The 23,306-nt window shown below is 72.5% G+C and carries 20 protein-coding genes; 10 read left to right on the top strand and 10 right to left on the bottom strand.

From position 1 onward, the window contains the following. Positions 1-86 precede the first annotated feature (86 nt). From OHB13_RS19330 to OHB13_RS19320, 3 genes are all read left to right on the top strand, one after another. Complete coding sequence (locus tag OHB13_RS19330) at positions 87-1,481, top strand: ferredoxin reductase family protein (protein WP_266855103.1); 1,395 nt, start codon at positions 87-89, stop codon at positions 1,479-1,481. Between the two features lie 29 nt (positions 1,482-1,510). Next, positions 1,511-2,023 carry an FMN-binding protein gene (locus OHB13_RS19325; RefSeq protein WP_328377932.1) on the top strand — a complete coding sequence of 171 codons (513 nt, stop codon included), beginning with the start codon at positions 1,511-1,513 and terminating at the stop codon, positions 2,021-2,023. A gap of 100 nt (positions 2,024-2,123) precedes the next feature. After that, positions 2,124-2,858: an FAD:protein FMN transferase gene (locus tag OHB13_RS19320; RefSeq protein WP_328380336.1), complete on the top strand. Its 735-nt coding sequence runs from the start codon at positions 2,124-2,126 to the stop codon at positions 2,856-2,858. Here OHB13_RS19320 and OHB13_RS19315 read toward each other — a convergent pair. Continuing rightward, positions 2,855-3,586, bottom strand: coding sequence for a spermidine synthase (locus tag OHB13_RS19315; RefSeq protein WP_266860858.1), 732 nt, complete (start codon positions 3,584-3,586; stop codon positions 2,855-2,857). The two genes, OHB13_RS19320 and OHB13_RS19315, sit on opposite strands and share 4 nt — an antisense overlap. A 242-nt stretch (positions 3,587-3,828) precedes the next feature. Here OHB13_RS19315 and OHB13_RS19310 point away from each other — a divergent pair, with 242 nt between their 5' ends. Then, a complete protein-coding gene (locus tag OHB13_RS19310) occupies positions 3,829-5,418 on the top strand; it encodes a peptide chain release factor 3 (RefSeq protein ID WP_266855105.1) in 1,590 nt (529 codons plus the stop codon). Positions 5,419-5,467: 49 nt separating this feature from the next. Here the strand turns inward: OHB13_RS19310 and OHB13_RS19305 are convergent, their stop codons facing one another. Both OHB13_RS19305 and OHB13_RS19300 read right to left on the bottom strand, forming a co-directional pair. Continuing rightward, entirely contained in the window at positions 5,468-6,991 is a 1,524-nt protein-coding gene (locus OHB13_RS19305; RefSeq protein ID WP_328377931.1) for an alpha/beta hydrolase, read from the bottom strand. Positions 6,992-7,181: 190 nt separating this feature from the next. After that, positions 7,182-8,192, bottom strand: a complete 1,011-nt coding sequence (locus tag OHB13_RS19300; RefSeq protein WP_328377930.1) for a LysR family transcriptional regulator — start codon at positions 8,190-8,192, stop codon at positions 7,182-7,184. A gap of 66 nt (positions 8,193-8,258) precedes the next feature. Here OHB13_RS19300 and OHB13_RS19295 point away from each other — a divergent pair, with 66 nt between their 5' ends. Then, positions 8,259-9,590, top strand: a complete 1,332-nt coding sequence (locus OHB13_RS19295) for an MFS transporter (RefSeq protein ID WP_328377929.1) — start codon at positions 8,259-8,261, stop codon at positions 9,588-9,590. Here OHB13_RS19295 and OHB13_RS19290 read toward each other — a convergent pair. The 4 genes from OHB13_RS19290 to OHB13_RS19275 form a co-directional block, all read right to left on the bottom strand. Beyond that, entirely contained in the window at positions 9,553-10,038 is a 486-nt protein-coding gene (locus OHB13_RS19290) for a hypothetical protein (RefSeq protein WP_328377928.1), read from the bottom strand. The two genes, OHB13_RS19295 and OHB13_RS19290, sit on opposite strands and share 38 nt — an antisense overlap. Before the next feature lie 85 nt (positions 10,039-10,123). Beyond that, positions 10,124-10,528: a cupredoxin domain-containing protein gene (locus OHB13_RS19285; RefSeq protein WP_328377927.1), complete on the bottom strand. Its 405-nt coding sequence runs from the start codon at positions 10,526-10,528 to the stop codon at positions 10,124-10,126. Positions 10,529-10,666: 138 nt separating this feature from the next. Next, the gene (locus OHB13_RS19280; protein WP_266855111.1) at positions 10,667-11,518 is read right to left on the bottom strand and encodes a ferritin-like domain-containing protein; all 852 of its coding nucleotides are present in this window, start codon (positions 11,516-11,518) and stop codon (positions 10,667-10,669) included. After that, a complete protein-coding gene (locus OHB13_RS19275; protein WP_266855112.1) occupies positions 11,515-12,300 on the bottom strand; it encodes a ferritin-like domain-containing protein in 786 nt (261 codons plus the stop codon). The genes OHB13_RS19280 and OHB13_RS19275 overlap by 4 nt, the downstream gene beginning before the upstream one ends. 187 nt (positions 12,301-12,487) lie before the next feature. On the opposite strand from OHB13_RS19275, the gene OHB13_RS19270 reads away from it, so the two are divergent. Beyond that, a complete protein-coding gene (locus tag OHB13_RS19270; RefSeq protein WP_401607005.1) occupies positions 12,488-13,846 on the top strand; it encodes an aldehyde dehydrogenase family protein in 1,359 nt (452 codons plus the stop codon). A gap of 75 nt (positions 13,847-13,921) precedes the next feature. Here the strand turns inward: OHB13_RS19270 and OHB13_RS19265 are convergent, their stop codons facing one another. Further along, on the bottom strand, positions 13,922-16,027 hold the full coding sequence (locus OHB13_RS19265; protein ID WP_328377925.1) for a translation factor GTPase family protein: 2,106 nt from the start codon (positions 16,025-16,027) through the stop codon (positions 13,922-13,924). A 229-nt stretch (positions 16,028-16,256) separates the two neighbouring features. Between OHB13_RS19265 and OHB13_RS19260 the strand changes: the two genes are divergently transcribed. Next, positions 16,257-17,114 (top strand): uracil-DNA glycosylase, encoded by an 858-nt coding sequence (locus OHB13_RS19260; protein ID WP_328377924.1) that lies wholly within the window; start codon positions 16,257-16,259, stop codon positions 17,112-17,114. A 184-nt stretch (positions 17,115-17,298) separates the two neighbouring features. Further along, a complete protein-coding gene (corA, locus tag OHB13_RS19255) occupies positions 17,299-18,390 on the top strand; it encodes a magnesium/cobalt transporter CorA (protein WP_266855116.1) in 1,092 nt (363 codons plus the stop codon). Positions 18,391-18,439: 49 nt separating this feature from the next. On the opposite strand, the gene OHB13_RS19250 is transcribed toward corA, so the two are convergent. Next, positions 18,440-19,039 carry a GNAT family N-acetyltransferase gene (locus tag OHB13_RS19250; protein ID WP_266855117.1) on the bottom strand — a complete coding sequence of 200 codons (600 nt, stop codon included), beginning with the start codon at positions 19,037-19,039 and terminating at the stop codon, positions 18,440-18,442. A gap of 190 nt (positions 19,040-19,229) precedes the next feature. Between OHB13_RS19250 and OHB13_RS19245 the strand changes: the two genes are divergently transcribed. Further along, positions 19,230-20,498: a hypothetical protein gene (locus OHB13_RS19245; RefSeq protein WP_266855118.1), complete on the top strand. Its 1,269-nt coding sequence runs from the start codon at positions 19,230-19,232 to the stop codon at positions 20,496-20,498. Between the two features lie 40 nt (positions 20,499-20,538). Here the strand turns inward: OHB13_RS19245 and OHB13_RS19240 are convergent, their stop codons facing one another. Beyond that, complete coding sequence (locus OHB13_RS19240) at positions 20,539-20,958, bottom strand: hypothetical protein (protein WP_266855119.1); 420 nt, start codon at positions 20,956-20,958, stop codon at positions 20,539-20,541. 212 nt (positions 20,959-21,170) lie between these two features. Here OHB13_RS19240 and OHB13_RS19235 point away from each other — a divergent pair, with 212 nt between their 5' ends. Further along, positions 21,171-23,198: an FUSC family protein gene (locus OHB13_RS19235; RefSeq protein WP_328377923.1), complete on the top strand. Its 2,028-nt coding sequence runs from the start codon at positions 21,171-21,173 to the stop codon at positions 23,196-23,198. Positions 23,199-23,306 lie beyond the last annotated feature (108 nt).

Below are 23,306 nucleotides of genomic sequence, written 5' to 3'. Positions count from 1 at the left end.
AAGGTACGCAGAGAATCCGCTGCCAGTCTGGCCCGTCCGACCGGCCTACGCGTCCGGCGACCGGAGCGAACCGACCGAGGAGGGACATGGCCACCACCTTCGACGACACCCATACCGGCACCGGCACCGCCACCGCCGACGGCGGCGTGCGCCACGGTCTGCGCCACCGGCGCGCACGGCGCAGCGTCCTCCCCGTCCTGGCGCCCCTGCTGATCTGGGCCGGAGCCGCCGGCGTGCTCGCCATGTGGTGGAGCGACACGAACGCCGTCGTCGGGCTGTCGGGGTGGCTGACCAACGCGGGCCGGATCACCGGCCTGCTCGCCGGGTACGCCCTGGCTGTCCTGCTGGCCCTGATGGCCCGGATACCCGCCCTGGACCGCAGCATCGGCACGGACAGGCTGGCCCGCTGGCACGCCACGGGCGGGCGGTTCACGGTGTCGCTCGCACTCACCCACACCCTGATGATCATCTGGGGTTACTCGCTGGCCTCCCACACGGACGTCGTGAGCCAGACGTCCACCCTGGTCCTGCACTACCCCGATCTCCTCAAGGGCACCGCCGGATTCCTGCTCTTCGTGGTGACCGGCATCCTCTCCGCCCGCGCCGCCCGGCGCAGGATGAGCTACGAGACCTGGCACTACCTCCACTTCGCCACCTATCTGGCCGTCTTCCTCACCTTCGGCCACCAGCTCTCCAACGGCGCCGACTTCGTCGCCAACCGCCCGGCACAGATCGCCTGGTACGCCCTGTACCTCGGTGTCGCCGCGCTGCTCGTCTGGTTCCGGTTCGCCGTGCCCGTACGCCGTGGGCTCCGGCACCGGCTGCGCGTCACCGCCGTGCGGCCCGAGGCGCCGGGCGTCGTCTCCGTCTACCTGACCGGTGCCCGGCTGGACGAACTCGCCGCTCAGCCAGGCCAGTTCCTCCGCTGGCGGTTCCTCACGCCGGGCCTGTGGTGGACGGCCAACCCGTACTCCCTCTCCGCACCCGCCCACTCCGGCTCGCTGCGCATCACCGTGAAGGCCGCGGGCGGACACAGCGCCGCCCTCGCGCGGCTGGCACCCGGCACCCGGGTCTGGGCGGAGGGCCCGTACGGCGCTTTCACCGCGGACCGCCGCACCAGCGCGAAGGTGCTGCTCCTGGGGGCGGGCGTGGGCATCACCCCGCTGCGGACCCTGTTCGAGACGCTGCCGGGCCGGGTGACCCTCGTCTATCTCGCCCGGCGGGCCGAGGATCTGGCCCTGCGCTCCGAGCTCGACGCGATAGCCGCGCACCGGCACGCCGTCGTCCACTACGTCGTCGACGAGCCCGCCCACCTTTCCGTCCCGCTCACCGCGGAGGCGCTGGCCCGGCTGGTCCCCGGTCTGGCCGAGCACGACGTGTATCTGTGCGGGCCGCCCGGAATGACGGAGACCGCGGTCCGGTCGCTGCGGGAAGCGGGGGTCCCGGGGCGCCGCATCCACCACGAATCGTTCGCCTTCTGAGGGGATCAGGATCAATGAGGAGAACTGCCATGCGCCGGACCCTCCTGGTCAGCGCCGGGTCCTGCGCCCTGGTCGTCGCGCTGCTGTCACTCAAGCCGCACCAGTCACCCGCCCTGGCGGGCGTCGCACCACGCACCTCCAAGAGCGCGGCCCCACAGGCCAGTTCGCCGAGTGCGGCAGGTACGACGGGCGGGACGGCCAAGACCGGTGGGACGGCCAAGACGGGCGGGACGGCCAAGACGGGTGGGACGGCCAAGACGGGCGCCACCGGTACGTACACCGGTGACCCGGTCGACACGCAGTACGGCACCGTCCAGGTGGCTGCCACCGTCACCGGGGGCCGCCTGACCGGGGTACGGATCCTCCGGGCGCCCGACCAGAACGGCAGGGACCAGCAGATCGCCTCGTACGCCCTGCCCCGCCTCACGCAGGAGGCCGTGGGCGCCAACAGCGCGCACATCGACGCCGTATCGGGGGCCAGTTACACCAGCCAGGGCTATATGCAGTCCCTGCAGAGCGCACTGGACAAGTCCGGTGCCTGACAACGACATGGCTGACAACGACATGACTGACAGCGACATACCCGGCAACAACATGCCCGGCAGCAGCCGCCGCCCGGTACTGCGCCATATCGTCCACGTCATGGGCACGGTGTTCTCCTTCGACATCCGCGACCCGGCCACCACCGCGATCCACCGGGCGCTGGCGCGGGCGGTCCGCGGACTGCACGAGGTCGACGAGGTCTTCTCCACCTACCGCCCGGACAGTGCCATCAGCCGGCTGGGCCGCGGTGAGACCACGGTCGCGGACTGCCCGCCCGACGTCCTTGAGGTCTTCCAACTGTGCTCGAAGGCCTTCCGGTTGAGCGAAGGCTGGTTCAGCACCGTCGCGGACGGCACGCTCGACCCCTCCGGCCTGGTCAAGGGCTGGGCTGCCGAGGCCGCCTCACGGACCCTGTGGGAGGCGGGCGCGTACAACACCTGCGTCAACGGCGGCGGCGACATCCGGCTGCGCGGCGAGTCCTCTCCCGGCACCCCGTGGCGCATCGGCATCGCCGACCCGCTGCGCCCCGGCCGGCCGGCGGCCACGGTCACCGGCCGCGACCTGGCCGTCGCCACCTCCGGCACGGCCGAGCGCGGCGGCCACATCCTCGACCCGTACACCGGCGCACCGGTGACCGGCCCCTACGCGTCGGTCACCGTGACCGGACCGGGTCTGGCCCTGACCGACGCGTACGCGACGGCCGCCTTCGCCATGGGCGAGGCGGCGCCCGCCTGGCTGGCGGGCCTCGACGGATACGAGGCGCTCACCATCACCACCGACGGCCGCACGCACACCACACCGGGCTTCCCCGGCAGAGCGGACCCCCGTTGCTAAGCCTCCGTATCGCTGTCCCTGCGCCCCACATAGACCGTGTTGGTCGACGTTCCCCCCTGGAGGGGGTTGCCGAAGGTGACCACGTGCGCCTCCGTATGCGCGAAGACCTCAGCGAGTACGGCGCCGAACTCCGCGTCCGGCGGGTCGTTCGACCACAGGGCGAAGGCCCCGCCGGGGTGCAGCAGGCCGGCGAGGGCGCGCAGCCCGGACGGGCCGTAGAGCGCCGCGTGGCTGGGGTGCAGGACATGGCGCGGTGAGTGGTCGACGTCCAGCAGGATGGCGTGGAAGCGGCGGCCCGGTGCCTCGGGGTCCAGGCCGTCCGGGCCGGCGGCCAGCGCGAAGAAGTCGCCCCTGACCAGTCGGCAGCGGTCGTCCGACGCCAGCCCGGCGCCCAGCGGGACCAGACCGCGCCGGTGCCAGTCGATGACCTCGCCCAGGGTGTCGACCACCAGCAGCGAAGCCACCCGCGGGTCGTCCAGCGCGGCCCGCGCCGTGTATCCGAGGCCGAGACCGCCCACGGCGACATCCAGCGGTGTGCCGGGCAGGTCCGCCAGGCCGAGCCGGGTGAGCTCGGTCTCACCCAGGGTGAAGAGGCTCGACATCAGGAACTCGTCCCCGAGCTTCACCTCGTACACGTCGTCGCCCGACGCCGGGTCCCGCCTGCGCCGCAGACTGATGTCGCCCATGGGAGTGGGCTGCCAGTCGATTTCCTCGAAACGTGCGCTCATCCCGCTGTCCTTGCTCATATCGCGCATGACGTTCATGTCCACGGCCAGGGGGGCCACGGCCCTTCCAGGCGCCCCTGGAGGGTCCCACAGCGGGCGGCCCCGGCCGTCCCGCACCGGACTCCGGTCCCGGCCGGGTGGCGGCTTGCCGCACACTGGTGGTTCGGACGGACGAGGGACTGGTGGCGAGGGTGCAGACGTACGGGACTTCCGCGGGCAATGGGGACTCCCCCGGCGGAGCCGGTGTGAGCGGGGTGGCGGGCGAGGCCGCCAGGCGGCGGACCTTCGCGGTCATCAGCCACCCCGACGCGGGCAAGTCGACGATCACCGAGGCCCTGGCCCTGCACGCGCACGCCATCACCGAGGCGGGCGCCGTGCACGGAAAGTCGGGACGGCGCGCGGTCGCGTCCGACTGGATGGAGATGGAGAAGGCGCGCGGTATCTCCGTGACGTCGGCGGTGCTCCAGTTCGACCACCGCGGCCATGTCCTCAACCTCCTCGACACCCCCGGCCACGCGGACTTCTCCGAGGACACCTACCGGGTGCTCGCGGCGGTCGACTGCGCGGTGATGCTCATCGACGCGGCCAAGGGGCTCGAAGAGCAGACCCGCAAGCTCTTCGACGTCTGCCGGCACCGCCGTATCCCGGTGATCACCTTCGTCAACAAGTGGGACCGGCCGGGCCGGGAGGCCCTGGAGCTGCTGGACGAGATCGAGCGCGAGCTGCGCGTCCGGCCCACCCCGGTGACCTGGCCGGTCGGCGAGGCCGGTGAGATGCGCGGCCTGATCGACGCGCGCTCGCCCGAGCAGATGCTGCGCTACACCCGCACGCCCGGCGGAGCCCACCAGGCCGAGGAGGAGCTCATCACGGCCGAGCAGGCGGCCACCGAGGAGGGCGACCGCTGGGAGCAGGCCACCGAGGAGCTCCAGCTGCTCCAGGCCGAGGGCGCCGAGTTCGACGCGGAGTCGTTCCTGGGCGCCACGTCGACGCCGGTCTTCTTCGGTGCTGCGGTCTCCAACATCGGTGTACGGCTGCTCCTCGACGCCATCGTCGATCTCGCCCCGGCACCGCACGCCCGCGAGACGGAGGGCGGCGGCGCCCGCCCGGTCGACGCGCCCTTCTCCGGGCTCGTCTTCAAGGTCCAGGCGAACATGGACCCCTCGCACCGGGACCGCATCGCGTTCCTGCGGGTGTGCTCGGGGGTCTTCGAGCGGGGGGAGACCGTCACCCGGGCCGCGACCGGGAAGCCCTTCGCGACCAAGTACGCGCACAGCATCTTCGGCCAGGACCGCTCCATGGTCGACACCGCCTACCCGGGCGACGTCGTCGGCCTGGGCAACGCGGCGGCGCTCCGGGTGGGCGACACCCTGTACGACGGGCCGCCCGCCATGTTCCCGCCGATGCCGACCTTCGCGCCGGAGCACTTCGCCGCCGTACGCCCGGTCGACATCAGCCGCTCCAAGCAGTTCCGGCGCGGGATCGCCCAGCTCGACGAGGAGGGCGTGGTCCAGGTGCTGGTGTCGGACCGGCGCGGGGACCAGTCGCCGGTGCTCGCGGCGGTGGGGCCCATGCAGTTCGACGTGGTGACACACCGGATGGCGGGCGAGTTCTCCTCTCCCGTACGGCTGGAGTTCCTGCCGTACCACCTGGCCAGGTCCACGGACGCGGCCGGCGGCGAGGCCCTGAACAGCGCACGGCTGGTCCAGGGCGAGGCGCTGACCCGGGTCCGCGACAAGGAGGTGCTGGCGCTCTTCCCGGACAAGTGGCAGGCCAACTCCTTCCAGCGGGCCTTCCCGGACGCCCGCCTCGACCACCTGCTGGCCGCGCACGACTGACGCACACAGCTGCCAGGCACGACCGGGGCAGGCGACAGGGCGGCGATCCTCAGTCCGCGCACTCCGTGTCGTGCTCCGGCCGCTGCCCGGTGGTGAGGAACCGCGTCACGGTGCGGTCCCCGCAGGCGTTCCCGGTGCCCAGATAGGAGCCGTGCCCGCCGCTGTCGACCGTCACCAGCCGGGCCCGGCCGCCGAGCGCGGCGCGCATCTTCAGGGCGCCGGAGTACGGGGTGTCGGGGTCCCGGCGGTTCTGGATCATCAGGATGTCCGACGGACCCCGGTCGGTGATCCGGGCGGGCGGCGCGGCCGGTGCGTCCTTCCAGAAGGTGCAGGGCGTGATGTTCACCGGCATCCCCGCCGTGAGCGGGTGCGCGGCGCGGTCGGCGGCCACCGCGGGCCCGTACGAGGAGACCGGGTCCGGCCAGCGCACGTCGTTGCAGATCACCCCGATCGCCACCGCCGCGTCCTCGTCGGGCAGGGCCTGGGAGAGACCGGGCGTCAGGACGGGCGTCGCGGCCGGGTCCTGCGCGGCCTTGATCAGCTGGGCCAGCTGCGGAAACGCGTCGTCGCTTTCGACCGCGGTCTGCAACGCCTGCCGCAGCAGGGTGCCGGTGAGCGGGACACCCGGGGTGGTCGTCTCCTTCGGCTCCCGGTCCAGCTTCGCGGCCAGCGCGAGGAACAACGGCCTTACCTCATCGGGCTGTTGGGCCAGCCGCAGCCCGTCGCCATCCCTGGCGGGATCGGCGGCCCAGGCCGCGAAGTCGGGCATCCGGTCCTCCACGCCGACCGCCATGTTGGCCAGCCAGCCACGGGCGACGCGCGACGGGTCGGGGTCGTCGTTGCTGTCCAGGACCCAGCGGTCGGTGTGCTGCGGGTACTTCTGCGCGTACTCGGCGCCCACGTACGTCCCGTACGACTCCCCCCACGCCGACAACTTCTCCTCGCCCAGCGCCTGCCGGAAACGGTCGATGTCGCGCACCTCGTTGGCCGTGGTCAGGCTGCGCAGGACAGCGCCGCCGTTGCGGGCACACGCCTCGGCGGTCCGCCGGGCTCTCGCGGTGTTCTCGGCGATCCCGCCGTCCGCCGCGGGCCACGACCGGACCGTCACCAGATGCCGGTCGGCCGCGTCGAGCCCGCAGCTCGCCCGCGTACTGCCGCCCACCCCGCGCGGATCGAGGCTGACGAGGTCGTACGCGCCGCCCAACTGGCCGCGCAGCGCCGTCCCCTTCTCCGTCAGCCGCTGCACCCCGGACCCGCCGGGCCCCCCGGGGATCACGATGAGCGTCCCGCGTCGCTCGGACGGCCGGTCGCTGCGCAGCCGGGACACCGCGAGGGTGAGCTGCGGCCCGTCCGGACGGTGGTAGTCGAGCGGTACGGGCAGCTCGGCGCACTCCTGGCCGGCGGGGCCACCGGGCTGGGCGCAGGCCCGCCAGGTGAGTGCGGGGACCGGAGCGGACTTGGCGGTGGACGCCGTCCCGGCGTGCGCGGCGGGGACGGCGGTGGCGGTGAGAGCGGCGGCCACGGCGGTCGCGGACAGTGTGCGGACGAGGCCCTGATGGGCGTAACTGGTCATGGGACAAGGGTTGTTGAACCTGATCACTGTGCCCATACGACTGGCACGACGCCGCGAGTGGGGGTAACCCCCGGCTGGCAACCCCCGGCTGGCAACCCCCGGCTCCGAAGCCGTACGGGACGCGCCCAGGCCGTACGGGGACGGGCTCCGAAGCCGTACGGGACGCGCCCAGGCGCCGTACGGGACGGGCTCAGGCCGGCGCCGGGCCGCCGAAGCACTCCTCGGCCCGGCTCAGCACCAGGTCGATGAAGTCGCTGACGACCGGGGTGGGGTTGCGGGCCGTCACCCGGGTCAGGCCGACCGTGCGGGAGGCCCCCGGGTCGTCGAGCGGCAGGTCCACGAGGCCGGAGACCCGGACCGGTGACGGAGGCAGCACCGCGACCCCGAGGCCCGCCGCGACGAAGCCGCGGATGGTGGCGATCTCGGCGCCCTCGAACGCGACGCGCGGCGGGAAACCGGCGGCGGCACAGAGGCTGTTGACCAGGCGGCGCAGACCGTAGCCGGATGCGGCCATCACGAAGTCCTCGTGCTCCGCCTCGGCCAGCCGGACCCTGCCCCGCCCGGCCAGCCGGTGGCCGGCCGGGACGACGAGACTCAGCGGCTCGGCGGCGGCAGGCAGGGTGGTGATGCCCGGTTCGTCGGGCAGCGGTGAGGTCAGGCAGAGATCGACCTCGCCCGCCCGCAGCCGGTCGAGCAGCCCCTGCGCGTTGTCCTGGACCAGCTGGAAGCGGACCTGCGGGTGCCGGTCCCGGAACCAGCTGACCAGCAGCGGCACCGGGGCCGAACCGAGCGCGGGCAGGAAGCCCAGGGCGACGGTGCCCGGCATGTCGGTGGCCAGCCGCAGTTCCTCACAGCCCGTCGCGATCTCCTCCAGGCCCCGCTGCACCCGGGCCAGGAAGGCGCGGCCCTGCCGGGTCAGCCGCAGCCCCCGGCCCTCCCGGTCGAAGAGCGGGGTGCCGACGGCCGCCTCCAGCCGGGCGACGCTGCGGCTGACGGTCGACTGCGGGGTGCCCAGCTCGCTCGCCGCGGCGGAGAGATGCTCAAGCCCGGCCACCGTCACGAACCGTACGAGATCGGGGCACATCCCCAGCAGCGGAGCCGGCAGGTGCTGCGCAGCGGCCCGTTCCATGCGGTCAATGCGTTCCGTCCGGTCCATGCGGTCCGTGCGATCCATGCGGTCCCCGGATACCTTGCGTTCCATATACGGAACATATATCGGGCATCCATGCATTGGACGCATGAACGGCGCCCGGCCTACCGTCGTCCGGTGACTGACCCGCTCATATCGCCTGCCGCGCACACGCGGGGGACACCCGGTTTCCGCCGGGCCACCGGAGCGCTCTTCGCCGCCGGGATGACCACGTTCATGACGCTGTACTGCGTCCAGGCCCTGCTGCCCGCCCTGTCCTCCCACTTCAGCCTGTCCCCCGCGGCCTCGTCGCTGACCATCTCGGTCTCCACCGCGGCCATGGCCGTCGCCGTGGTGCCGCTGACCGCCCTCTCCGACGCGTGGAGCAGGACGGGGATGATGAGCCTGTCGCTGGGCGCGGCCGCGCTGCTCGGTATCGCGGCGGCCTTCGCGCCCAACTACCCGACGCTGCTGGTCTTCCGGGTGCTCCAGGGCCTCGCGCTCGCCGGGCTCCAGGCGACGGCGATGTCGTATCTGTCCGAGGAGGTGCACCGTGAGTCGCTCGGCCAGGCCATGGGGCTCTATGTGGCGGGCAACGGGATCGGCGGAATGGCGGGCCGGCTCGTCGCGGACGGGGTGCTGGATCTGACCGGCAGCTGGCGCTGGGCGATCGGCGCGGTCGGCGCGGTGGCCGCGGTCTCCGCCGTGGTCTTCCATCTGACGGTGCCCGCGTCCGTACGCTTCGTACGCCGGGAGGCCCGGCCGCGCGCGCTCGCGTCCGCAATCGGCCGCGCGCTGCCGGACAGCGCCCTGCTCAGGCTGTATCTGATCGGCTTCGTGGCGATGGCCGCGTTCGTCACCGTCTACAACTACCTGGGATTCCGGCTGATCGACGCGCCGTTCAACCTGTCCCAGACGACGGCGGGGCTGCTCTTCATCGCGTACACCGCGGGCTCGTTCTCGTCGGCCGCCGCGGGCCGGCTGGTCGACCGGTTCGGCCGGCCCCGTGTGCTGCTGCCCGCACTGCTCGTGACGCTCGTGGGGCTCGCGGTGATGCTCGTACCGCAGCTCGGCGCCGTCATCCCCGGCCTGGTGATCTTCACCGTGGGCTTCTTCGCGGCCCACGCGGTGGCCAGCGGCTGGGTCGGCGGGCGGTCCACCGTGCTGGGGGTGCAGGGCGCCGCGGTCTATCTGTTCTTCTACTACATCGGCAGCGCGGTCGGCGGTTCCGTGGGCGGTATCGCGTACTCCGCGGGGGCGTGGAACGGCCTCACGCTCTACTGCGGCTGCCTGGTCGCGGTGGCGCTGCTCAGCGCGGTGACACTGCGCTGGGTACGGACCGCGGCCCGGCCGGGACCGTCGGCCGCGCAGCCCCCGCGGCCCGCCGAAGCATCCGCGCGATCCGCAGAACCGGCGGCCGAGCCGTCCGCTGTCACTCGACCCGGCGACGGGTCCGGCGGCGTGCGGTGAAGCGGCGCCGGTAGGAGCCGGTGAGCAGCAGCAGGCTGGTCGCCACGATGGTCACGGTCTGCGCGATCACCACGAGCTTCTTGTCCCAGAACCAGACCGGCTCGTACATGTTCGGCACCGGTCCGAGCTTGCCGACGTTGATGTACCGGTAGACGAGCAGCAGCGCCAGACCGCCCGCGGCGACCAGCCAGGCGAACGCGTCGGACACGGCGCGGCGCCAGACCAGCACGAGCAGCGCCGCAAGACCGGCCACCCCGGCCTCGATACGGAACAGCGTGCCCTGGCTGATGCTCGCCGAAATGGGGTCGTAGCGGTCGGCGAGCTTCGCGTGCACATAGGCGTCGACGGCCAGCCCGGCGGCGGCCAGCACACAGAGCAGCACCCGCAGGGGCCGGCGGGCCGGACTGCCGGTGTCCGGCGGCGCGGCGAGTGAGGGATCGGACGGCATGGGGGGTCCCTTCCCGGCACGGTGAGCGGGTACGTGAGGGCGAGGCGGATGTGTGACGGCGTACGGGGCAGATATCGCTGTCGGGTCAGCTGACCGTCAGCGTGCCCTTCATGTACTGGTGGATCGTGCAGATGTAGGGGAAATTGCCCTTGGCGGACGGTGCCTTGAAGGTGACCGTCTTCCCTGCGGCGATGTCACCCGTGTCGAACGCCTTCTTGCCGGTGGCCGTCAGGGTGTGGGTCGTCGAGTCCTTGTTCGTCACCGTGATCTTCGTCCCCGGGGCGACGGTCAGGGCGGCGGGCGTGAACTTGAAGTTCTTGATCGTGATCTGGGTGCCACTGCCGCTCGCCGTGGACGCCGCGGTCGTGGGCTTGGTGGACGTCGACGACGAGGACTTCGATCCGCTGTCCGAGCAACTGGTGACAGCGGTCAGCATGCAGAGCGCGGCTACGGCGACCGCCACACGCGGCCTGCGGTTACGGGTGAGCATGGTGCCTCCGGTGTTCGTCGGGGCGGCCGCCCCGGCCCCGGCCAGGCGCGTGGGGGGAGTTTACGCACCTGGCCGGGGAGCCGGAAGGGGACGGGCGGACCGTGGTCGGACGGGCTGCGGGCCGTCGGGCGGACGGCGTCAGACGGTCAGCAGGCTGGGGCTGGCGGCCTTCTTCGTACCGATGAAGGCGTCCGGCACCGGGTACTGGCCCAGCACGTAGTGCAGGATCGCCGCGTGCATGGCCTCGACCGGAGCGATGGTCGCCGCCGTGTTGACCCCGCCCAGGCTCTTGACGTTGTACGTCGCGAACACATAGGTCTCCGTGGCCTGGTCCTCCAGCTGGAGCGCCAGTTTGGCCACCCCCGTGACGTCCTTGACCTGGCCGAGCGCCTTGGTGACAGCGGGCTGGTCGGAGAGCGGCACATCGGTGATCTTGGGCTTGCCCGCGCTGGAGAGCACGCCGTTCCACGCGTCGGCGTGGTCCTTGTGCTGCGCCATCGCGGTCTGGATGAACGTCGCGATCGCCGGCGGCACCTTCCCGAGCTTGCCCGCGTTGGCCGCCTTGAGAGCCGCCTGGTAGGCGGCGACGGCCTGGTTCTCCAGGGCCACCGACAGCGCGACGACCTTCAGGTCGCCGGTGTACTTGGAGGCCCCGCCCGACGAGGACGCCGAAGCACTGGCCGACGTGGACGCGGAAGCGCCCGCCCCGGTCGGCGTGGTGGACGTCTTCCCGCCGCACGCGGCGAGCGCCAGCATGGCCGCCGACGCACCTGCGCCGGTCAGGAAGCGGCGGCGCGCCAGGTGCGAACGCTCTTCCTGGACCGGATCGGGACCGGAGGTCCCCAGGTCCTTGAGCTCCGCCGACAGGTCACGGGCGGACGCGGCCATGACGGGCAGGGTCGCCCGGTGGGCCTCGTCCATCTCGCTCGTCAGACGGGACAACTCGCCCTCGCTGATCGGCAGCTCCCAGCTGCCCTTGGTGCTGCTCATTTCACGGCCCCTTCACTGACCGGAGAAGCCATCTTGGTGGGGTAGAAGGCGTCCGGGAAGCCGACACTGCCGATGCTGGCGGGAAGCTTCGCGACGTCCGTGGGGATCGCGATGAGGTTCGTGTCCCCGTCGGCCAGCAGGGCCTGCACGGCGAGCAGCGTGGCGCGGTGCTGGGCCTCCACCGGCGCGACCGAGGCGAAGAGCTGCCGCAGGCTGGTGTCGTGGACCTGCCCGATGTTCTTGGTGTACGTCTGCGCCGCGACGTCCTCCAGCGTGATGGCCAGCTTGACCACGTCCGCCGAGTTCTTGATCGTCGGCAGGGTCTTCTTGACGACCGCCGCGTACTTCGGGTCCGTACCCGTCTGCTCCTTGCCGCCCGCCTTCTGGGCGGCGGCGTTGAACGCCTGGGCGTGCGCCGTGTGCTGCTGCGCCGTCTTCGTGATGAAGGCCAGCACGGTCTTGTTGCCGGTCTTGATGAACGGCAGCCCGGCGGCGGTGTGATAGACGCTCACCGCCAGGTTCTCGATCGAAGCGGCCGTCTGGAGTGCCATGACGTCGGTGCTCGACGCTGCCGCCGCGCGTCCGGCGCCCAGCAGGGTCGCCGCACCCGCGGCCCCCAGCAGAGTGCCCCGGCGCTGCCACCAGCGGCGGCTCGAAGATTCGGCCGTTTCGGCGAAATCCGCCAGAGCGGAGTTCGTCACCCGGAGCGCGTCGCTGTTCAAATCCTGCGACTGCTCGGTCAGCTCCTTCAGCAACCCGGTGTCGATGTGATCGGTACCCATCGCGTCCCATCTCCTTCCCCGCGCCGGACAGCACGGGTGTCCCCCTGAGCCTTGGGCAAGAGGTGTGCGCAGGCCCCGTCCGCTGCGACCGAATGCCACAACGCGTACCCGAACGAATGAGGAACCGTTGCCCGAGGCGTGCATTCCGGTCCGAACGGGAACCGGGAGGCCGCCCTCCTTTGGGGACATGCAAATACTTGAACGGCCTTCCGAACCCAACCGAGGAGCATCCGTGCAGCCCACCGAGAAGCCCGCCGAAGCCGTCGCCAGGCTGCGTGCCACCTTCCGTACCGGCCGGACCAAGACCCTGTCCTGGCGCACCGAACAGCTGCACGGCCTGCGGGCGATGCTGACCGGACACCGCCAGGAGCTGGCCGCCGCGCTCCACGCCGACCTGGGCAAGAGCGAGCGCGAAGCGTTCCGTACGGAGATCGACTTCACCGTGCGCGAGATCGACCACACCCTGGAGCGGCTGGAGGGCTGGCTGCGGCCCGAGCCCGTCGACGTACCGGAGCACCTCGGTACGGCAAGCGCCTGGACCGTGCTGGATCCGCTGGGCGTCGTCCTGGTGATCGCCCCGTGGAACTACCCGCTTCAGCTGCTCCTCGCCCCGGTCGCCGGGGCGCTCGCCGCGGGCAACTGCGTCGTCGCCAAGCCCAGTGAGGTGGCCCCCGCCACCTCGCGGGCGGTCGCCGAGTTGCTGCCGCGCTATCTCGACCGCGACGCGGTGACCGTGGTCGAGGGCGCCGTGCCGGAGACCACCGCCCTGCTCGCCGAGCACTTCGACCACATCTTCTACACCGGCAACGGCGCCGTGGGCCGCATCGTGATGCGGGCCGCCGCCGAGCATCTGACGCCGGTCTCCCTGGAACTGGGCGGCAAGTCACCGGCGTTCGTCGACCGGGGCACGGACCTCGCGGCGGTGGCCGCCCGGCTCGCGTCGACCAAGTTCCTCAACGCGGGCCAGACCTGCGTCGCCCCGGACTACGTCCTCACCGACCCCGCGACCGCCCGCGAGCTGGAGCCCGCGCTGACCTCGGCCGTACGGGAGCTGTTCGGCGCCGACCCGGCCACATCCGACGACTACGGCAGGATCATCAACGAACGCCACTTCGACCGGCTGACCGGTCTGCTCGGCTCGGGCCGGGTCGTGGTCGGCGGCGACAGCGACCGTGCGCAGCGCTACCTCGCGCCCACCGTGCTCGCCGAAGTCCGGCCGGAGTCACCGGTCATGGGCGAGGAGATCTTCGGCCCGATCCTGCCCATCGTGGAGGTCGACGGGCTCGACGAGGCCATCACGTTCATCAACGACCGGGACAAGCCGCTGGCGCTGTACGCGTTCACGGACTCGGTGCTGACCCGCGACCGGCTCACCACGGAGACCTCGTCGGGCGGCCTCGGCTTCGGCCTGCCGGTGGCCCATCTCACCGTGCCCGAGCTGCCGTTCGGCGGGGTGGGGGAGAGCGGGATGGGCCGCTACCACGGCCGGTACTCGCTGGAGACGTTCAGCCACCGCAAGGCGGTCCTGGACAAGCCGCTCGGCTGAGGCGGGGGGGCGCGGGGGAGGAAGGCGGGGGCGTACGGTGCCGTCCCTGTACGCCCCCCGCCCCCGGCCCGTACCTCAGTCGGCGAGGCCGCGGTCGGCGAGGCTGCGGTCGGCGAGGAACCTCATGTACTCCTCCCGGTTCAGGGGATTTCCGTCGGTGCGCGGCCGGTTCGGCACCGGGCCGCGTACCGGTCGGTCCTGCCCCGGGCGGGACCATACCGCTCCCTCCCCGCGGGTCAGTCCCGGCAGCGCCCTCTGGAACTCCTGCACCCGCCTGACCGGCAGTTCCGCCGTGACCAGCCAGGACGGGCCGGCCTCGGTGGAGCCCGTGACCTCGGCCCCGAGCGGGACGAGACAGCCGACGACAGCGTTGAGCGCGTCCACCGGAATCTCCGCCTCCAGCGTCTGGCACGGCTCGAAGACCCGGCTGCCCGCGCGTTTCAGCGCCCGCATCAGGACCAGCGGCGTGAGCTGCCGGAAGTGCGCGGCGACGGTGAGCGGCGCCACATAACCGGTCCGGGTGAGCGTGACCGTGCAGTCGGTCACCTCCCAGCCGTACAGGCCCTGTTGCAGGGTCCGCAGCGCGGACTCCTCGATGGCGCGGTGGAAGGCGCGGGGCAGCACACCCCACTCGGTCTCGCGCGCGAAGATGACACCGGCGCCGCGCGGGGCCGGTTCGACGCGCAGGCCCACCGTCGCCAGGAAGTCGTTGGCGCCGTGCGGGTCGATCTCGGTGACCGCCTCACCCCGGCCGGCCGGCCGCTCGAAGTACACCGGGCGGACCGGCTCGAACACCACCTTCAGGCCGAAGTCCCGCTCCAGCCGCGCCGCGAGCACCTCCTGCTGCACCGCCCCGTAGAGCAGCACGGAGGTCGCGCCGCCGCCCGCAGCCCGGGTACGGATCAGCGGGTCCTCGTCCGCCAGCGCCAGCAGGGCCGCGTGCAGCCGCGCCTCCTGCCCGGGGCCACCCGCCCGTACGACCGTCTCCAGGCTCGGCGGCGAGAAGTGGTACTGCTCCGGCCGGTCACCGGGCGCGCCCACCCGGTCCCCGACCCGGATGCCGGGCAGACCGCGCACCCGGCCGATGCTGCCCGCCGTCAGCCGCCGGCCGGGCTTCCCGCCCGCGGCGCCGTGCGCACGAGGGGCACCGGGGACGCCAGGGACGCCGGGGACGCCCGGGACGGACACGACGGGGGCGGTTACGACGTCGAGTCCGGTGATCCGGCCGCTGAACTCGGTCTGTTTCCCGCCGGGTTCACGCTGCCAGTAGGTGATGCGCTGCCGTTCGCGTACCTCTCCCGAGAACAGCCTGAGGTAGGCGACCTTCTCGCCTGCGCCCGTGCGCTCGACGGCGAAGACCGTGCCGCGCGGGGCGGCTGCGGGGGCCTCCGGGGTGGTCCGCTGCGGGCGCAGCAGCGTGGTGATGCCGTCCGTGAGTGCGGCGATGCCCTCGCCGGTCAGGGCCGAGCCGAAGAAGACCGGGTGCAGCAGCCCGGCCCCGCACTGCCGGGTCAGCCGGGCCCGTACGTCGTCGGCCGGCGGCAGCTCGCCCGCCACCAGCCGGGCCAGCAGGGCCTCGTCGTGTTCGGCCAGCGCCTCGGCGGCCGCCCTGCGGAACCCGGGCTGCTCCAGGGGCCGTACGGCCGTACGGGCGGCTGCCGTTCCCGCGTCCCGTACCGCACTCATGGCGAGGATGTCCGGGGTGAGCCGGGCGCGGATGTCGGCCAGCAGGCTGTCGGAGCGCGCACCCGTGCGGTCGATCTTGTTGACGAAGAGCAGCGTCGGCAGCCGCAGCCGGCGCAGCGACCTCAGCAGGACACAGGTCTGCGCCTGTACGCCTTCGACGGCGGACAGCACGAGAACCGCGCCGTCGAGCACGGACAGCGCCCGCTCGACCTCGGCGATGAAGTCGGGATGGCCCGGGGTGTCCACCAGGTTGATCTGCATCCCACCGGCGCCTCTGACGGCGAAGGGCGCCACCGCCGAACGGATGGTGATGCCACGCTCGCGCTCGATCTCGCCGGTGTCCGTCTGCGTACTGCCGGCGTCGACGCTGCCGAGTTCGGAGATGGCGCCGTTGTCGAGCAGCAGCCGTTCGGTGAGGCTGGTCTTACCGGCGTCGATGTGGGCGAGCACGCCCAGGTTCAGGGTCGTTCCGGGATTCAGGATGGCGTCGTGCACAGAGGTCCTCAGTGGGGGTGGAAGAGAGGGACGGCCTGATGAATCCGTGGAACTGCCGCATCGTCTTCCTCTTTCGCTGATTTCTCTGAGCTGCTCTGAACTCTTCCGGGCCCGTTGCTTCCGGGCCCGTTGATTGGGGCCTCGCGAGGTTATCGGCGCGCGTCCCGGCCGGGCGACAGGTTTTCCGCGCCGCCGGGAGCCTTGTGCGTCCGCCCCGTACCGTGGCCGGATGGCCGAGTCACCGGAGTCCAGTGCGTCGTCGCAGTCCAGGACGTCGTCCGAGTCCAGGAAGCCGTCGCAGCCCACGAAGCCGTCGCAGTCCAGAGCTTCAGAGCCGCAGCCGGGGGCCGACGACCGGTCCTTCCCTGCCCGCCGGGCGCCCGGCTGCGCCACACTCGGCGCGCTGGACGCCCAGGTGGTCGACTGCCGTGCCTGTCCCCGGCTGGTGACCTGGCGGGAGCAGGTGGCCGTGGAGAAGCGGGCGGCGTACCGGGACCAGGAGTACTGGGGGCGGCCCGTTCCCGGCTTCGGCCCCGCCGAAGCCGCGCTGGCCGTGGTGGGGCTGGCACCCGCGGCGCACGGCGGGAACCGGACCGGGCGGATGTTCACCGGCGACCCGGCGGGCGACTTCCTGGTCGCGGGGCTGCACGCCGTCGGCCTCGCATCGCAGCCGACCGCCACCGCCGCCGACGACGGGCTCACCCTGCGCGGAGTACGGATGGCCGCCCCGGTGCACTGTGCGCCGCCGCAGAACAAGCCCACCACCGAGGAGCGCGACACCTGCCGGCCCTGGCTCGCCGCGGAGCTGGCGCTGCTGCGCCCCGGGCTGCGCGCGGTGGTGGTGCTCGGCGGCTTCGGCTGGCAGGCCCTGCTGCCCGTACTCGCCGATGCGGGCTGGCGGCTGCCCCGGCCGCGGCCGGTGTTCGGCCACGGCGCGCAGGTGGTGCTCGCCGGTACGGACGGCCGCGACGAGCTGCGGCTCTTCGGCTGCTACCACCCGAGCCGGCGCAATGTGAACACCGGGCTGCTGACGCGGCCGATGCTGGAGGCGGTGTTCCGCGAGGCAGCCGCCGCAGCGGGGCTGTAGCTCGTCAGCTCGTCAGCTCGTCCCGGGGCTGTAGTTCTCCCGGGGCTGTACGTCGTCGCTGGGCTGTAGCCGCCACTGCGGGCTGGTCGGAGCGGCGCCCCCGGATCCTTGAGCGGTACCGGCCCTCAGCTGCGCGGACCGGCGGTGGCACACTGGCCCGCGGTCCGCCGAAGGAGCAGCCCCCATGCCGATGTTCCGCACCCTGAGCCGTGCCGTGCGGCGTCCCCACCACCCCACGGTCGATCTCAGCCACCCCGCCCGCTCCCCGCTCGGCAGCGCGGTCGTGAACTGCGTGGTCTACCGCGACGGTGTCCGGCAGCCGGGCGACTGCCCGGCGGACGAGGCACTGCGCCGGGTCAGAGCGGAGGGCAGCGGCTTCGTCTGGATCGGGCTGCACGAGCCGGAGCAGACGGAACTCGCCACGCTCGGGGAACTGTTCGGGCTGCACCGGCTCGCCATCGAGGACGCGCTGCGCCCGCATCCGCGCCCGAAGATCGACACCTATGGCGACACACTCTTCACCGTGCTCAAGACCGTCGGTTACGTCGAGCACCAGGAGCTGACCACCACCAGCGAGATCGTCGACACCGGAGAGCTGGTCGTCTTCACGGGCGCCGACTTCGTCCTCACCGTCAGGCGCGGCCGGCACGGCTCGCTCGGCCCGCTGCGCGAGGCCCTGGAGGCGGACCCCGGTCAGCTCGCCAAGGGCCCGGCCGCCGTGCTGCACGCCATCGCCGACCGCGTCGTCGAGCAGTACGCCTGTGTCGCCGACGCCGTGCAGGACGACATCGACGCCGTCGAGTCCACGGTCTTCTCGCAGCAGGCCGCGAGCGGTGACGCCGGGCGGATCTACGTGCTCAAGCGGGAGCTGATGGAGTTCAGGCGGGCGGTGGTCCCGCTCTGCCGCCCGCTGGAGAAGCTGCTCACCCGGCAGCCGCTGCCGCTGATGACCCAGGACATCAGGACGTACTTCCGCGACGTGGCGGGCCGGCTCACCCGGATCGCGGAGCAGACCACCGCGTACGACGCACTGCTCGACTCCATACTCCAGGCGCATCTGGCGCAGGTGGGCATCGAGCAGAACGAGGACATGCGGAAGATCACCGCGTGGGCGTCCATAGTCGCCGTGCCGACCATGGTGTGCGGGGTGTACGGCATGAACTTCGACCACATGCCGGAGAAGCACTGGGAGTACGGCTATCCCCTGGCCATGGCGGTGATCGCGGCCGCCTGCCTGATCATGTACCGGGGGTTCCGCCGCAACGGCTGGCTCTAGGGTCTCTCACCTGCTCGAATCCCCTTCCCCACTCTCCTTCGCCCGCCCCCTACCCCGCGCTGCCCGCGTGCACGATGGCGCGGCTCCATGCCTCGTACGTGTGCTCCGGCTGCAACTGCGACGGCTCCGGCAGCTCCAGTGGGTCCTGCTGCTCACGCGGCCGCACGTCGCCGAAGCGGGTCCAGCCCCATCCCCGCATCGCGCCCCTGGCCGGTTCGTTCGAAGGTTCCACCAGGGCCGCGATCAGCGCCGCCCGCGAACGCACCAGCAACTGGTCGACGAGGCGGGTGGCGATCCGCTGCCGCCGGTAGGACGGCTGCACCATCAGCTCGGCCAGCACGAACACCTGCCCCGACGCGGTCAGTTCCTCGATGTCCACCGGGAGTCCGCCGCGGAAGCCCTGCCAGAGGCCGCCGTCGCGCTCCAGGACGTATCCGTACGCACATCCGGCCAGCGACGGGCCGTCGGCGACCATCATGTCGAAGCCCGGGCGCTGCATGTCCTCGGCGAAGCGCTCCAGGAAGTGCTGACGGTCGTGGAACTCCTCCCCACGCGGACCCCGGTATGCCTCGACATAGGTGTCCGCGACGGCCTCCCGCTGCTGTTCGGCCTGCCATCTGGTCAGGCGGCGCATGAAGACCTCTGCCATGTGTTCCTCCCGTTTTCCGGCCATCGTCTCAGCGCTCGGCGACCAAGGAAACGGCTAGTGCAGGATCCGGCCTGATCCGGACGAGAGGGCTCCAGGCCTGGTAGCGCGGGGCGTACCGGACGTGCGGCGGAAATGGCCGAATGGCGCCGTCCGGAGTGCGGGCTCCCGGCCGGTGGCATCCCCTGGATACGTGACGGACGACGGCGCGGGCGGACTCGGCGGGCTACGGCCCGGGCCCGCCGCGCCGGAGGGACCACGGCCGGAGGGGCGTCCGCCGGAGAGGTACCCGCCCGGCCGCCGGGTGCGGTCGTTCTTCGCCGTCCTGCTGATCGTGGTCGCCGGGATCCTCACCCCGGTCTCCGCCGTCGCCGTCTGGACGCGCGACGTGGTGGGTGACACCGACCGGTATGTCGCGCTGATGCGGCCGCTGGCCTCCGACCCGGCCGTGCAGTCCGCCGTGACCGACCGGGCGACGGAGGCCATCGTGAAGTACGTCAGTGTCGACGCGCTGCTCAAGTCGGTCGGGCCCGCCGAGCGGGCCGAGATCGAGCTGGCCATCGGCGCGCTGAACAAGCCGATCGCCTCCGGACTCAAGGAGCTCGTGCACAGCGCGGTCGCGGGGTTCGTCGACAGCGACGCGTTCACGGATGTCTGGGCCCAGCTCAACAGGACCGCGCACACGGCCGCCGAGAAGGCCCTGACCAGCGACCGGGGCAGCGCGCTCACGATCGATCTGGCGCCCGTGACGGACGCCGCGAAGAAGCAGCTCACGGACAGCGGGCTGACCATCGCGTCGAAGATCCCGACGGTGCACACCCGGTACACGGTGCTGGACTCGCAGGCCGTCGGCCGGGCGCGCACCGCCTTCCGGCTGCTGCGGATCGGCGGGCTCTGGCTGCCGATGGTGACCGTGCTGCTGGCGGCGGGCGGCGTTCTCCTCGCGGTGCGCAGACGACGCGCCCTGGTCACCGCGGGCCTGGCGGTGGCTGCCGGTGCCCTGCTGCTCGGCCTGGCGCTCGCCGTCTTCCGCAGCCTGTATCTGGACCGGCTGCCGGCCGACATCCCGGAACCCGCGGCGGCCGCTGTCATCAACGCGCTGACGGCCTTCCTGCGAACGGCGGTGCGCATGATCGCCGTCGTCGGCGCCGTGCTGGCGCTCGCCGCCTGGCTGGGCGGCTCCGGACGGGTCGCGGTGCGGGTGCGGACGGTGTGGCGGGGCACCATCGGCGCCGTACGCGACGCCATGGGCCTGCGCACCGGGCGCGCCGGGCTCTGGGTGCTGCGCGCCAGGACCTGGCTGAACGCGACGGTGGTGACCGTCGCGCTCGCCGTCTACCTGGTCTGGGACCGGCCCACCGCGGGCGTCGCGGTGGGGATCGCCCTGTCCGTGCTCGTCGCGCTGGCGCTGGTGGAGCTGGCAGCGGACGACGGGACCCCGCGCCGGCCCGCCGAGGTGTAGGACGTACGGACCGGGGACGCCCAGGACGTACGGGCCGGGCTCAGTCCTCGTGCGTGTAGAAGAGGTAGAACGTCGTGACCAGGGCGCCGATGCCGAACCCCGCGCCGATGAACGACGACGACAGCACGCTCGACCCGGTCATCGAGTACAGGAACCCCATCGCTCCGCCGATGAGTACGCCGTACCCGGCGGCCCTCGCCTCGCGCGGCAGCGCGTGCTGGATGCGGCCGAACCCGAAGGCCAGCACGGCGAGCACCAGGCCCGAGACGATGCTGAGCACGATCTTGGCGGTGCTGAAGGGGTGGCCGGGCGAGGTGGAGCTGAGGATGAACGCCGTGTAGAGGGCGTAGACGATGCCGAGGACGACCGGCACCGCCACGGCCGCTGCCGGGAGGCGCCGGTGCGCCGCCGGGCGCCGGTGGGCCGGCCGGTGTCCGCGGAGTGTCGTGGGTGTGGCCATGGCAGATTCCTTCCGCTCGCCTCCTCCCAGCGCACACCCGAAGCCGCGTCCCGGCAACTCGTACGGCGTAACAGGACGCCGCACCGGGCACCGGCATCAGCACGGACACACGCACGGGCATGAGCAGAGGCAGGGGCGCGGGCACGGGCGCCGGCATGGGCGCAGGCGTACGCGGCGGAGGAAATCCGCACACCAGGCCGTATTTTGTTGGCATGGGTGACACGGTCAGCGGCAGCGCAGACGCACAGAGGAAGCAGCCGCTGATCTCGCCACCGGAGTGGCTGATCCGGGGGCTGCGCCCGCAGTCGGCGCCGATCCCCTGGGCCGCCGTGGTCCGCGCGAGCATCGCCCTGGCCGCGCCGCTGGCCGTCGGCCTCGCCGTCGGACAGCCCGGGTACGGGGCGCTGGTCGCCATGGGGGCGCTCTCGGGCGTCATCGGCGACACCGCCGACGCGTACCGGATGCGGATCCTCAACATCGCCGTGCCGCAGTGCTTCGGCGCGATCGGCGTCATGCTCGGCACCCTCGTGTACGGCGACGGCTGGATCGCGGTGGCCGTCCTCACGCTGGTCGCGCTGGTCTCCGGGATGATCTCCACGATCGGCGCGGTGGCGTCCGTCTCGGGGCTGCTGCTCCTGCTCAACTCCGTGGTCGGCGCGGGCCTCCCGATGCCGGGGCCCTGGTGGAAGGCTCCGCTGCTGCTCTCGCTCGGCGGGCTCTTCGTGCTGATGCTCGCCCTGCTCGGCTGGCCGCTGCGGGCGCGGACCCCGGAACGGACCGCGGTCGCCGCGACCTACCGTGCAGCCGCCGAGCTGCTCGCGGCCGCGGGCACGACCGCGTACGACGTCAGACGCCAGGCCGTGACCGCCTCGCTCAACGCCTCGTACGACCTGATCCTCGCCCGGCGCGCCCACTACCACGGCCGCAGCGCATCGATGGTGCGGCTGCTCGCCCAGCTCAATGTGCTCGTCCCGCTGATCGAGGCGGCCGCAGCGGCCCATCTGCACGGCCGCGCCTCGCGCCGCCCGGAAATCGCTGCCGCTGTCCGGGACTTGGCCGATGTGGTCGCCACGGGCCGGTCGGGTGCGGTGCCCGACCTGGAGCTCCCCGGGCCCGAGGGGCCCGCCGACCGCGCCATGAACGCCGCGCTGCGGCACGCGGCCGCCGTCGTCAACCACGCGGACTCCGACCATCCGGACCACTACGGCGCGGACGACCGGCTCGGCCGCCCCGCCGCACTCGGTGTCCGGGCCCGCCGGGCCGCCGTCACCGTCCTGCTCTCGCCCACCTCCTGGCGCTACGGCCTGCGGCTCGCGCTCTGCATCGGCCTCGCGCAGGTGCTGGTGTCGGTGGTGAGCGTCCCCCGTTCGTACTGGGTCGCGCTCACCGTCACCTTCGTACTGAAGCCGGACTTCGGCTCGGTCTTCTCCCGCGCGGTCCTGCGCGCGCTCGGCACCGCGGTGGGGGTGCTCACCGCCGCGCTGGTCCTGGGGGTCGTACCGCGCGGCTGGTGGGACGTCCCGGTGATGGTGGTCCTCGCGGCGCTGATCCCGGCGGTCTCCGCCAAGGGGTACGCCTTCCAGACCGCGGCCATCACCCCGGTGATCCTGCTGATCTCCGACCAGCTCAACCACCTGGGGTTCCATCTGGTGCTGCCCCGGCTGCTCGACAGCCTGATCGGCTGCGGGATCACCCTGGTCGCGGGCTATCTGCTCTGGCCGGAGAGCTGGCACAGCCGGATCGGCGACCGGCTGGCCATCGCCGTCGAGGAGAGCGCGCGCTATGTCGAGTGCGCCTTCGGCGGGGGAAGCAGGCCGGGGCCTGCGGGCGAAGCCACCGGGACACCGGCCGCACCGGGCGATCACGGCGACCGGGCGCGGCTGCGGCGGCGGATCTACCGCGATCTGTCGGTCGTGCGGACGGAGTTCCAGCGGGCCCTGACCGAACCGCCGCCGACCGGCACGCGGGCCGCCGCCTGGTGGCCGCTGGTCGTCGCGGCGGAACGGATCGTGGACGCGACGACAGCCGCGCGGGTACGCGTCGACCACGGCGCCCGGCCGCCCGCTCCGGAGGAAGTCGGCGAGGTGACCAAGCAGTTGCGGGAGCTGGCGCAGGGGCTGCGGTCCAGCGCGACCCTGGTGGAGGTACCGACCCGGATCGAGGGCGACGACGAAGGCGTCCTCGCCCCACTGCGCCAGGAGGTCGCCGCGGCACGGGAGATCGCCTCACCGCAGCGCTGAACCGGGGGGACACGGGCAGCATCGCTTCAGGCCGGCCCGGACATGGCGGAGCCGGACCGGGCGTGGCCCGGCCCGGCTTGTTCCACCCCGGCAGGTCACCCGCACCCG

Source organism: Streptomyces sp. NBC_00440 (assembly GCF_036014215.1).
Lineage (GTDB): Bacteria > Actinomycetota > Actinomycetes > Streptomycetales > Streptomycetaceae > Streptomyces.
This window is presented reverse-complemented; position numbering and strand designations above follow the sequence as displayed.